The sequence below is a fragment of the Methylobacterium sp. GXS13 genome (genome assembly GCF_001455965.1).
Lineage (GTDB): Bacteria > Pseudomonadota > Alphaproteobacteria > Rhizobiales > Beijerinckiaceae > Methylobacterium.
Map to the genome: position 1 here is coordinate 173,510 of NZ_LKKO01000058.1, position 11,745 is coordinate 185,254.

An 11,745-nucleotide genomic window follows, 5' to 3' on the forward strand; every position below is an offset into this window, starting at 1 on the left:
GAAGGGAGTAGAACGATGGCCTGGACCCGCGAGCAGATGGCGGCGCGCGCCGCCAAGGAGCTGGAAGACGGCTTCTACGTGAACCTCGGTATCGGCATCCCGACGCTGGTGTCGAACTACATCCCCGAGGGTATGTCGGTGCAGCTGCAATCCGAGAATGGCATGCTCGGCATGGGCCCCTTCCCGTACGAGGGCGAGGAGGACCCGGACCTGATCAATGCCGGCAAGCAGACGATCACCGCGCTCCCGACGACGAGCTACTTCTCCTCCGCGGATTCCTTCGGGATGATCCGCGGCGGGCACATCAACCTGTCGATCCTTGGCGCGATGCAGGTGGCCGGCAACGGCGATCTCGCCAACTGGATGATCCCCGGCAAGATGGTGAAGGGGATGGGCGGCGCCATGGACCTCGTGGCCGGGGTGAAGCGCGTGGTCGTGGTGATGGAGCACGTCGCCAAGAACAAGGACGGCACCGAAAGCCCGAAGCTGCTCAAGGCCTGCGACCTGCCGCTCACCGGCACGCAGGTGGTCGACCTTGTCATCACCGATCTCGGGGTGTTCGAGATCGATAAGAAGGGCGACGGCGGCATGAAGCTGATCGAGCTCGCCGACGGCGTCTCGGAGGACGAAATCCGCACGAAGACCGAGGCAGATTACACCGTCGCGCTCGCGGCCTGATCGCGCATCGTCCCGGACATCTCATCCGGGACGATGCCTTCGGCCTTCGCTTTCGCCTTAACCCGCGGGCCGAACACGCCTCTCGGGTTGAAGCCTCCGATCCGCATCGTCACCGTGAGCCCCCTCCGGAAGCGCGGATGCCGTTGAGGAAGCGGGCGACCTCGGCGTTCAGGCGCCCGGACTGGTCCGAGAGCGCCGCAGCCGCACCCAGCACCTGGGCCGCGGCCGCGCCGGTCTTTTCGGACGCCTCCGCAACCCCGACAATGTTGCTCGTCACCTCGCCGGTGCCCGACGCCGCTTGGGCGACGTGGCGCACGATCTCCTGAGTGGCAGCGCCTTGCTCCTCGACTGCAGCCGCGATGCCGGCGGTCAAGCCGTCGATCTCGCCGATCCGGTTGGTGATGCCTCCGATGGCTGCGACGGCGTTCTCGGTCACCGCCCGGATCGCCCCAATCTGGCCGGTGATCTCGTCCGTGACCTTGGCGGTCTGGCTCGCCAGCTCCTTCACCTCCGTGGCGACGACGGCGAAGCCGCGGCCTGCCTCACCGGCCCGGGCCGCCTCGATGGTCGCGTTGAGCGCCAAAAGGTTGGTCTGGCTGGCAATGTTGGCAATGAGCCCGACCATCTCGCCGATCTTCACCGAGGTCTGATTGAGGGCCTTTACGAGCTGCGCCGTCTGGCCGGCCTCCCGGGCCGCCGTGCGCGTGAGGTCGGCCGACCCCGTGATCTGCCGGCCGATCTCCTGAACCGAGGTGCCGAGTTCCTCCGCGGCCGTCGCGACGGTCTGGACGTTGCCGGCGGCTTCCTCGGCTGCCGCAGCCACGGTGGCGGCCTGCATCGCCGCGACACTGGCCGTGTCGGTCATACCCTGGGCGGCTTTCTGCAGCTCGTTCGCCGAATTCGACACCGCACCGACGATGCCGCCCATGGCCCTCTCGAAGTTGTCGGCCAGTTCGGCCCGGGCGCGCCTGCGCTCGGCCGCAGCTTCAGCGTCGGCGCGGCGCCGGGTCTCGGCCTGCTCGGCAGCCTTCTCGGCGACCATGCGCTTGATCCCCTCGACCGCGCGCCCGACCGCGCCAATCTCGTCGCCGCGGGCGGCCTCGCGGATCTCGCTGTCGATCTCCCCGTGTCCCATGCGCTCGAGTGTCCGAACCAGACGCCCGAGCGGGGCCGTGACGCCACGGGCGACCACGGCGACGCCCCCGGCGATGGCGGCGACCAGACCGATGGCGGCGGCTACGACCAGCGTGACTGTCGCGCGGGAGGCAGAAAGCTCGGACGCATCGCGCGCCTGCTGGAGCTCGGCCGTCAGGACATCGACCCGGGCCTGCGCCAATTCCCACAGCTTCGCCCGAAGCGGGTTGCCTTCGCCCAACAGGATGTCGCGGGCGAGTTCGCTATCGCCGTGCTCCGCGCTGGCAATGACCCGATCGATGATCGTCCCGAGCGCCGTCAAGGTCTGACGCAGCGTCTCGTCCGTTGCACGCCGCTCGGCCGAGGCGGCCAATCTTCCCAACTCGTCGATGAGGCCGAAAGCATGCGCCTTCGCCTGCTTGATGCGGGTCTCGTACCCAGCCATCTGGGATTCCCGCGTCTCGAGGACCAGGTTCCGCGCCTGAACCGAGATCTCGCCGACATCGATCTGAACGCCGAGGATCAGCGCGAGGCGCTTGGCCTGCATATCGACGATCTGCCGTGTCTGGCCCGACTGGGCGAGCAGGTTCGCACGAGCGTAGAGTATCAATCCGCCCGCGGCCAGGGCAACGACGAGGAGCGGGAGCGCAAGCTTCAGCAAGATCTTTGCGTCGCGAAAGCATTTCATCGCGTTGGCCCCGCGCCGTCGAACCCAGACCTCCGATCATCTAGCAGCGCCGCAAAAACATCAACGACGGAAGCAGGCCATGCTTCGAGCCTGACAGATCAAACAGAACGCGTCCAATAATGAAAGACTATATTCAGCACACTGTTGACTCAACCCGAACAAGAATTAGGATTCATATTGCATGCGTTATCCTTTTCGCACACAATGTTTATTCATACGACCATTCGCATAGTCAGATATCAGTTATAACATCCGAGATAGACTTTGAGTACAAAGTTGTTGTGCAGCGCTCGAACCCTGACAAGCTCCATCCTTTGCAGCATTCCTGGGGGCACACAGTCGCCGCAACAAGTTCGCGCGAGGCCGTTTGACCTGAGGTCGACAGTGACGTCGCGTGCCGCGGTCAGCCCAGCCGGCCACGGCACGCGAGAACTCAAAAGAATCACATCGGCGGGGTGAGGCCGTCCTTGCCGACCGCCACGAGCTTGCCCTCGGCCTTGGCGCCGTCCTTGGCGACCACGGCGAAGACCTTCGCACCGGGCGTCAGGATGGCCTTGTCGGCCGGCTCGAAGGCGACGATCGGCGCCGAGGACGGAACCACGATCTCCTTGGACCCGTCCTTGCCGTAGCTCACCGTCAGGGTGCGCTCACCACCGGACGCCGCCTTGTCGGCCTTCACGGTGCCGTTGGTCATCGCGCTCTTCACCTTCGGCGCGTTGGCGGTCTCGGCCTTTACGGTGCCGTTGGTCATGGCGCTCTTCACCTTGGATCCGGCGCCGCCGGTCTGGTCGGTGATCGTGTCCCAACCGTAATGGCCTTCGCCGGTGCCACGCATCGATTCGGGGAACAGCACGACCTCGAGGGCCGTCATCGGGTTCTCGCCCTTGGTGGCGGTGCCGATGAAGACGCCGTCCTTGATGGCGTCGAGGCTCGACGGGACGACCCAGGCAAATTTGGCGCCGCCGACATCGACGGTCTCGGACTTGCCGTCGTCGGTCTTGATCGTGAGCGTGCTGCCCTCGGCCTTGTCGATGGTGCCGCGGACGCGCTCGACCTGGGCGGCGAAGGCCGCGCTCGACAGCAGCGCTGTCAGGCCGGCGGCGGCGAGGGTCTTGCTGAGGTGCTTCATCGGGATCCCATGCTGGCTTCGGAAGCCGGGTTATGGGGCGCCCGTCGCGCCAAACAAGGTTGCGCGCAAGCCAAACCCACGCGTCTAAGCTACAAATAAGGCGGCGCCCGATGGACGCCGCCTGATGGAACCCGGATGGGCGGCGCGGACGCCGCCCGTGGAGGATCAAGCTGCCAGCGAGCGCAGCACGTAGGGCAGGATGCCGCCGTTGCGGAAGTATTCCAGCTCATCGAGCGTATCGATCCGGCAGGTGAGCGGCACCGTCTTCTTCGATCCGTCCGCCGAGGTGATCTCCGCGACCAGGGTCTGGCGCGGCTTCAGCTCGCCCGACAAGCCCTTGATCGTGACGGTCTCGTCGCCCTTGAGGCCCAGGGAAGCCCAGGAGGTCTCACCCTGGAACACCAGCGGGACGATGCCCATGCCTACGAGGTTCGAGCGGTGGATGCGCTCGAAGCTCTCGGCGACCACGGCGCGGATGCCGAGCAGCTTCGTGCCCTTTGCCGCCCAGTCGCGCGAGGAGCCGGTGCCGTATTCCTTGCCGGCGAAGACGACGAGCGGCGTGCCGCTCTCGGCGTATTTCTGCGCCGCGTCGTAGATGAACATCTTCTCGCCGGTGGGCTGGAACAGCGTCCAGCCGCCCTCGACCACGGTGCCGGACGGGTCCCGGACCATCTGGTTCTTGATGCGGATGTTGGCGAAGGTGCCCCGCATCATCACCTCGTGGTTGCCGCGCCGTGTGCCGTACTGGTTGAAGTCCTGCACGCGCACTTGGTGGGCCTGCAGGTACTCGCCGGCCGGCGAGGCCGCCCGGATGTTGCCCGCGGGCGAGATGTGGTCGGTGGTGATCGAGTCGAGGAAGAGCCCGAGGATGCGGGCGTTCTCGATGTCCTCCACGGGCTTTGGCGTCTTCTCCATGCCGACGAAGTACGGGGGGTTCTGCACGTAGGTGGAGCCGGGATTCCACGCGAAGGTCTCGGCCTCGGTGACCTCGACGTCCTTCCAGTTCTGGTCGCCGCCGAACACGTCGGCGTAGCGGCGCTTGAACAGCTCCGAGGTGATGTTCTCCTCGATGAACTGCTGCACCTCGGCCGAGGACGGCCAGATGTCCCGCAGGTAGACCGGCTTGCCGTCGGAGCCGTGGCCGAGCGGTTCAGTGGTGATGTCGATCTGCATCGAGCCGGCGAGTGCGTAGGCGACGACGAGCGGCGGCGAGGCGAGGTAGTTCGCCCGCACGTCGGGGTTCACGCGGCCCTCGAAGTTGCGGTTGCCCGAGAGCACTGCGGCGGCCACGACGTCGTTGTCGTTGATCGCCTTGGAGATCGCCTCCGGCAGCGGGCCGGAATTGCCGATGCAGGTGGTGCAGCCGAAGCCGACGAGGTTGAAGCCCAGGGCGTCGAGGGGCTCCTGCAAGCCGGATTTTTCCAGATACTCGCCGACGACCTGCGAGCCGGGGGCCAGCGAGGTCTTCACCCAGGGCTTCGAGCGCAGGCCCTTGGCCACCGCGTTGCGGGCGAGGAGCCCAGCGCCGATCATCACCGAGGGGTTCGAGGTGTTGGTGCAGCTGGTGATGGCCGCGATCACCACGTCGCCGTGGCCGATGTCGAAGTTCGTGCCCTCGACCGGGTAACGGCTGGCGAGGTCGGCCGCTTTCTTGAACTCGGTCTCCATCGAGGTCGCGAAGCCGGGCTTGGCCCCGTCGAGCAGCACCCGGTCCTGCGGGCGCTTCGGTCCGGCGAGGGAGGGCCGGACCTCGCCCATGTCGAGATGCAGGGTATCGGTGAAGACCGGGTCGGGGGTCTTGGCATCGCGCCACATACCCTGCGCCTTGGCATAGGCTTCGACCAGAGCGATCCGGTCGTCGGCGCGACCGGTGACCTTCAGGAAGTCGATGGTCCGCTGGTCGATCGGGAAGAAGCCGCAGGTGGCGCCGTATTCCGGGGCCATGTTGGAGATCGTGGCCCGGTCGGCGACCGCCATGTCGTCGAGGCCGGGGCCGTAGAACTCCACGAACTTGCCGACCACGCCCTTCTTGCGCAGCATCTGGGTGACGGTGAGCACGAGATCGGTGGCGGTGGTGCCCTCGGGCAGCTTGCCCGACAGCTTGAAGCCGACGACCTCGGGGATCAGCATCGAGAGCGGCTGGCCGAGCATGGCCGCCTCGGCCTCGATGCCGCCGACGCCCCAGCCCAGCACGGCCATGCCGTTGACCATGGTGGTGTGCGAATCGGTGCCGACCAGCGAATCCGGATAGGCGACCTCGACCCCGTCCTCGGACTTCGTCCAGACGGTCTGGGCCAGATATTCCAGGTTCACCTGGTGGCAGATGCCGGTGCCGGGCGGAACCACGGAGAAGTTGTCGAAGGCCGACTGGCCCCACTTCAGGAAGGTGTAGCGCTCGCCGTTGCGCGAATATTCCAGCGCGACGTTGTCGGCCAGCGCCTTCGGGGTGCCGAACTCGTCGACGATCACCGAATGGTCGATCACGAGATCGACCGGCACCAGCGGGTTGATCTTCTGCGGGTCGCCGCCGAGCGCCACCATGGCGTCGCGCATGGCCGCCAGATCGACCACGGCCGGGACGCCGGTGAAGTCCTGCATCAGCACGCGGGCGGGCCGGAACGCGATCTCGACCTCGGCCTTGCCCTTCTCGGCCAGCCAGCCGACCGTCGCGGCGATGTCGGCCTTGCGGACCGAGCGATCGTCCTCGAAGCGCAGCAGGTTCTCCAGCAGGACCTTCATCGAGAAGGGCAGCGCGGTGGCGGAGGCGAGGCCGTTCTTCTCGGCCTCGGGGATCGAATAATACGTGTAGGTCTTGCCGCCGGCTTCGAGCGTCTGGCGGGCCTTGAAGCTGTCGAGTGATGGCACGGCTGGTTCTATCCTCGCTGCGGGTTGTCGAACACGCGCAGGCAAGACCTGCGCTACGAATTTGTGTTCGGCCTTTCTAGCGCCCGACGGGCGCGCGCCGCCCCGGGAGTGCCCGGGCAGGACGATGCGCGGGGGCGATTTGGACGCCCGTGGAGCCGCGCGGCGCAGCCAGGAGTCGATATAGAACTTTTCGAATCTGGCCGCTACCGGGTTGCGATGACAGCCGCGTGGCCCTGTCGGGCGATTGGCGGTCCGCCCGCGAGGGGACCTGCCTGCGGCGCAAGCCGGGTTGCTCGCTCTAGCGGCGCCCCGGGATACGCCGTGATCCGTCAGCCCTGCTGTGGCGTGCCGGGCAGCGTCTTGAAGCGATTCGGCTGAGCGGCGAGCTTGCGCAGCGACGCCACGTTGGAGGCGGCCTCTTCAGGACCCATGTCGCGACGCAGCACCGTCTCGGCATCGGCGAATCGGCCCTTGAGGCCCAGCACGAGGGCGAGGTTCGCCCGTACGCGGGCATCGGCACCGGGCTGGTCGGCGGCGAGCCGCAGGGTCTGCTCGGCCTGGTCGAGATTGCGCGACAGGGCGTAGGACAGGCCGAGATTCGACAGCAGGGACGGCTCGTTCGGCCGGATCTTGAGCGCGGCCTCGTAGAAGCTCTGGGCCCGGGCCTGCTCGCCGAGTTGCGCGGAGGCCGAGCCCTGCGCCGACAGGATGCGCCAGTCCGGCGAGGCGGGGGAATGGGCGTTGGCGAGCACGTCGATCGGCTCGGCGTAGCGGCCGGCCTCGACCAGCGACTTGCCGTAGGCGCCGAGGATGAACGTGTCGCGCGGGTTGCGCAGGGCCGCCTGCTGCAGCACCGCGGAGGCCTGTGCCGCCTGATCGTTCAACCGCAGGGCGCGGGCATAGGCGATCGCCGCCCGCCCGTCGCCGGGATTGGCGTTGAACCGCTCGGCCAAGGCGTCGAGATCCTGACGGGAGGGGGCTTCCTGGCGTGAGGCCGTCTGGCGCTCGCCAAGATCACCGATCGAGCCGGTGGTTTCCGGGGAGCGGGTGTTGCAACCGGCAAGGCCCAGCGCCGCGAGTGCCGCGGCGGCGAGGCCGGCACGGCGGACATTGGAAGCCAGGGTCCGGGAGACCCGGGTCGGGGCCGTCTTCATGATGCGCTCCGCCAGCACAGGCCGGGCGGGCTCTGGCTCGCGCTTCACGCTCCCGGCCGGCCGGTGATAGAGCGTTAACCCTAATCACCGGTTAAGCCACTGCCGGCCCGACCGCCGCACGAGAGGCACATGACCCAGGCCGAAGCTCCCGCGACGCATCCCGCCCTGCTGCCCACGGACACGCCCGCGGTGCCGGTCACCCTGGTCACGACGGCGTCCTGGCCGGAGGCCGAAGCCGCCCTGGACCCAGCCCACAGCAGCTTCGCCCGCTCACTCGGCTTCAAGCCGAAGGCTGGGAGCCTCGCGCTGCTGCCGGGATTGGACGGGAGCATCGCCCGGGCGCTGTTCGGTCTCGGCGACGCCGAGGCCGCCACCTACGATCGGCTGATCGTCGGCAAGCTGCCGGGCCTGCTGCCCGATGGCGCGTTTCGCCTGGAGAACGCCCCAGACCCCGCCGAGGCCGCGCTGGCCTGGCTGATGGGCAGCTACCGTTTCGACCGCTACCAGTCCTCCGGCAGCACCAAGGCCCGGCTCGCGGCGCCGGCCGGGATCGATGCTTCGGAGATCGAGCGGGTCGCCGGTGCGGTGGCGCTCGGCCGCGACCTGATCAACACCCCGGCCAACGACCTCGGCCCCGCCGAGATCGAAGCCGCCGCCCGGGCGCTGGCCGAGCGCCACGGCGCGGCGATCGACGTGACGCAGGGCGAGGAGCTGGCCCAGGAATTTCCCCTGATCCATGCGGTCGGCATCGCCTCGCCGCGGGTGCCGCGTCTGATCGACGTGACCTGGGGGCCGGAGGATGCACCGCGGGTGACCCTGATCGGCAAGGGCGTCGCCTTCGACACCGGCGGGCTCGATATCAAGCCCTCCTCCGCCATGCTGCTGATGAAGAAGGATATGGGTGGCGCCGCGGTGGCCCTGGCGGCGGCCGACATGATCATGGGCGCTGGCCTCAAGATCCGACTGCGGGTGCTGATCCCGGCGGTGGAGAACGCGGTCTCGGGCAACGCCTTCCGCCCGAGCGACGTGCTGCCCAGCCGGGCCGGGCTTAGCGTCGAGATCGGCAATACCGACGCCGAGGGACGGCTGATCCTCGCCGATGCCCTGGCGCTCGCCGACGCGGAGGGGCCCGAGCTGATCCTCGACTTCTCGACGCTGACGGGCGCGGCGCGCGTGGCCCTCGGCCCGGACCTTCCGGCTTTCTTCACCGAGGACGAGGCCCTGGCCGCCGCCGTCGCCGAAGCCGGGCGGACGGCGATCGATCCGATCTGGCGGATGCCGCTCCACGCCCCCTACGCGAGCTTGCTCGATTCCAAGGTGGCCGACCTCAACAATGTCTCCGGCGGCCCGTTCGCAGGCGCGATCACCGCGGCCCTGTTCCTGCGCCGCTTCGCCCCGAAGACCAAAGCACACGGGCATTTCGACCTCTACGGCTGGAACCCGTCGACCAAGCCCGGACGGCCGGAAGGCGGCGAGGTCCAGACCGCGCGCCTGACCTACGCGCTGCTCAAGGCCCGCTACGGGACCTGATCCCACCGGATCAGGCGAGGCCCGACAGACGCAGCAGCATCCCGGCCCCGGCGCAGAGCGCCAGGGTCGGCACCGCCCCGAGATTGAGCCGGAAGACGGCCAGGATTGCCAGCAGCGTCAGCGCCAGGGCGGCGGGATCGAGGCTACCGGGTACCGGCAGGTCGAGGCGCAGCGGCCCGAGCGGCACGGTCCGGACCTCACGGAACAGGGTCCGCAGCCCGAACCAGACGGCGAGGTTCAGGATCACCCCCGCGACTGCGGCGGTGATCGCCGAAAGCGCGCCGGCCAGGAGACGGCTGCCGCGCAGACGCCCGATCAGCGGCGCGCCCGCGAAGATCCAGAGGAAGCAGGGCGCGAAGGTGACCCAGGTGGTGAGCAGGCCGGCCAGGGTCCCGGCGAGCAGCGGCGGCAAGGTGCCGGGCGCCCGGTAGCCGGCTAGGAAGCCGACGAACTGGAGCACCATGATCAGCGGGCCGGGCGTGGTCTCGGCGAGCCCCAGCCCATCGAGCATTTCCCAAGGCCGCAGCCAGCCGTAATGCTCCACCGCCTGCTGGGCGACATAGGCCAAGGCCGCATAGGCGCCCCCGAAGGTCACCAGCGCCATCTTGGCGAAAAACACAGCGACCTGCCCGAAGACCGGTGGCAGCCCGGGCAGCACCAAGAGGGCGGCTACCGGCAGGAGCCAGATCGCCAGCCAGAGGGCCCCGATCCGCAGCGATTCCGCTGGCCCGGCCTGCTCCCGCGGCAGCGTCGCGGCGCCGATCAGGAAACCGGCCTCGTCGCCTTCCGCATCCGCGAGGATTGGAGCCAACGCGGGCCGGCGCCCCAACACGAGGCCGAGGATTCCCGCCGCGACGACGACCAGCGGGAACGGGATGGCCAGAGCGAAGATGGCCACGAAGGCGGCGGCTGCGATGATCCGATCCGCTCGCCCGCGCAACGCCCGGCCGCCGAGACGCCAGAGCGCATGCAAAACGATGGCGAGCACCGCTGCCTTGAGGCCGAAGAACAAGCCCTCGACCCAGACGACCGCCCCATAGAGTACATACAGCCAGCTCAGGCCCATCAGAACGACGAGCCCCGGCAGCACGAACAGCCCGCCCGCGACCATTCCACCGGCGGGGCCGTGCATCAGCCAGCCGATATAGGTCGCGAGCTGCTGCGCCTCCGGCCCGGGCAGCAGCGTGCAGAAGCCGAGCCCGTGGAGGAAGCGCCGCTCGGAGATCCAGCGCCGCTCCTCCACCAGGATGCGGTGCATCACGGCGATCTGGCCAGCCGGGCCACCGAACGACAGCGCCGCCACCCGCACCCAGACCGGTATGGTTTGCCTCAGGGTCGGACGCGGAATGCCGGAGGCGCCCGCCGGGCTCACGCCGTCAGGGGCAGCGCCGTCTCGATCAGACGCGCCCAAAGCGAAGCCCCGTACGGGGTCGCGGCGTCGTTGAAATCGTAATGCGGGTGGTGGAGCGAGGCACTGTCGCCGTTTCCGATGAACATGTAGGCGCCGGGGCGGCGGCCGAGCATGTAGGAGAAGTCCTCGGCGGTCATCATCGGCGCCACCGTCCGGTCGACATTCTCGGCCCCGACCAGGGCCTCGGCCACGCCCGCCATGAAGTCCGTCTCGGCCGGATGATTCTCCGTGACCGGATAGCTCGAGCCGAATTCCACCACGCCTTTGGCACCGAAGGCGCCGGCGATCTCCGTCACCAGGGTCTCGATCCGCGCCTTGATCTGGCTGCGCACCCCCTGGGACAGGGTCCGCATGGTGCCGCGCATGGTGACGCTCTGCGGCAGCACGTTGAACGCCTCGCCGGCATCGAGCGCGCAGACCGAGACGACGGCCGATTCCAGCGGATGGAGGTTGCGTGACACGATGCTCTGCAGGGCGATGATCACGTGGCTCGCCACCAGCACGCTGTCGACGGCGTTCTGCGGCAGGGCCGCGTGGCCGCCCCGTCCCTCGATGGTGAGGGTGAAGCGGTCGGTGGACGCCATGATCGGACCCGGCCGGATCGCGAAGGTGCCGACCGCCATGCCGGGGATGTTGTGCATCCCGTAGACCGATTCGATCCCGAACCGCTCCATCAGGCCGTCCTCGACCATCGCCTCGCCGCCGCCCCCACCCTCTTCGGCGGGCTGGAAGATCAGCACCGCGGCGCCGTCGAAATTTCGGGTCTCGGCGAGGTACTTGGCCGCCCCGAGCAGCATGGTGGTGTGCCCGTCATGGCCGCAGGCGTGCATCTTGCCCGGCACGGTGGAGCGGTAAGGCAGATCGCGCACCTCCTGGATCGGCAGGGCGTCCATGTCGGCGCGCAGCCCGATGGCGCGGTTCGAGTTCCGGCCATTGCCGCGGATCACCCCGACCACGCCCGTGCGCCCGATGCCGGTCTCCACCGCGTCGCAGCCGAAGGCCCGGAGTCGGTCGGCCACGAACCCCGCGGTCCGCTCCACGTCGTAGAGCAGCTCGGGATGGGCGTGCAGATCGTACCGCCACGCGGTCATGGTGTCGGCGAAGTCACGGATCCGTTCGAGGACGGGCATGAGTACGGGCTTTCGTGGCCATCAGG

The 11,745-nt window shown here is 68.4% G+C and carries 8 protein-coding genes; 2 read left to right on the forward strand and 6 right to left on the reverse strand.

Annotation, left to right across the window (positions count from 1 at the left end; all coding sequences use genetic code 11):
• Window positions 1–15: 15 nt before the first annotated feature.
• Window positions 16–678 carry a 3-oxoacid CoA-transferase subunit B gene (locus tag AO398_RS20670; RefSeq protein ID WP_058194062.1) on the forward strand — a complete coding sequence of 221 codons (663 nt, stop codon included), beginning with the start codon at window positions 16–18 and terminating at the stop codon, window positions 676–678.
• Window positions 679–787: 109 nt separating this feature from the next.
• On the opposite strand, the gene AO398_RS20675 is transcribed toward AO398_RS20670, so the two are convergent.
• The 4 genes from AO398_RS20675 to AO398_RS20690 all read right to left on the reverse strand — a co-directional run bounded on the left by AO398_RS20675 (window position 788) and on the right by AO398_RS20690 (window position 7,648).
• Window positions 788–2,500 (reverse strand): methyl-accepting chemotaxis protein, encoded by a 1,713-nt coding sequence (locus AO398_RS20675; protein ID WP_058194063.1) that lies wholly within the window; start codon window positions 2,498–2,500, stop codon window positions 788–790.
• A gap of 442 nt (window positions 2,501–2,942) precedes the next feature.
• Window positions 2,943–3,629, reverse strand: a complete 687-nt coding sequence (locus AO398_RS20680) for a hypothetical protein (protein ID WP_058194064.1) — start codon at window positions 3,627–3,629, stop codon at window positions 2,943–2,945.
• Between the two features lie 165 nt (window positions 3,630–3,794).
• A complete protein-coding gene (acnA, locus tag AO398_RS20685; RefSeq protein WP_058194065.1) occupies window positions 3,795–6,494 on the reverse strand; it encodes an aconitate hydratase AcnA in 2,700 nt (899 codons plus the stop codon).
• A gap of 329 nt (window positions 6,495–6,823) precedes the next feature.
• Entirely contained in the window at window positions 6,824–7,648 is an 825-nt protein-coding gene (locus tag AO398_RS20690) for a hypothetical protein (protein WP_058194120.1), read from the reverse strand.
• A gap of 129 nt (window positions 7,649–7,777) precedes the next feature.
• Between AO398_RS20690 and AO398_RS20695 the strand changes: the two genes are divergently transcribed.
• A complete protein-coding gene (locus tag AO398_RS20695) occupies window positions 7,778–9,178 on the forward strand; it encodes a leucyl aminopeptidase family protein (RefSeq protein WP_058194066.1) in 1,401 nt (466 codons plus the stop codon).
• Window positions 9,179–9,188: 10 nt separating this feature from the next.
• On the opposite strand, the gene chrA is transcribed toward AO398_RS20695, so the two are convergent.
• Window positions 9,189–10,550: a chromate efflux transporter gene (gene chrA / locus AO398_RS20700; protein WP_058194067.1), complete on the reverse strand. Its 1,362-nt coding sequence runs from the start codon at window positions 10,548–10,550 to the stop codon at window positions 9,189–9,191.
• Window positions 10,547–11,719, reverse strand: coding sequence for a M20 aminoacylase family protein (locus AO398_RS20705; RefSeq protein ID WP_058194068.1), 1,173 nt, complete (start codon window positions 11,717–11,719; stop codon window positions 10,547–10,549). Before AO398_RS20705 ends, chrA begins: the two co-directional genes overlap by 4 nt.
• Window positions 11,720–11,745: the final 26 nt, after the last annotated feature.

What these genes read in the sequence shown, in the direction of transcription:
- AO398_RS20680 (WP_058194064.1), bottom strand. Translation starts at nt 3,629, where the DNA reads ATGAAGCACCTCAGCAAGACCCTCGCCGCCGCCGGCCTGACAGCGCTG.
- AO398_RS20675 (WP_058194063.1), bottom strand. Translation starts at nt 2,500, where the DNA reads ATGAAATGCTTTCGCGACGCAAAGATCTTGCTGAAGCTTGCGCTCCCG.
- AO398_RS20695 (WP_058194066.1), top strand. Translation starts at nt 7,778, where the DNA reads ATGACCCAGGCCGAAGCTCCCGCGACGCATCCCGCCCTGCTGCCCACG.
- AO398_RS20670 (WP_058194062.1), top strand. Translation starts at nt 16, where the DNA reads ATGGCCTGGACCCGCGAGCAGATGGCGGCGCGCGCCGCCAAGGAGCTG.
- AO398_RS20690 (WP_058194120.1), bottom strand. Translation starts at nt 7,648, where the DNA reads ATGAAGACGGCCCCGACCCGGGTCTCCCGGACCCTGGCTTCCAATGTC.
- AO398_RS20705 (WP_058194068.1), bottom strand. Translation starts at nt 11,719, where the DNA reads ATGCCCGTCCTCGAACGGATCCGTGACTTCGCCGACACCATGACCGCG.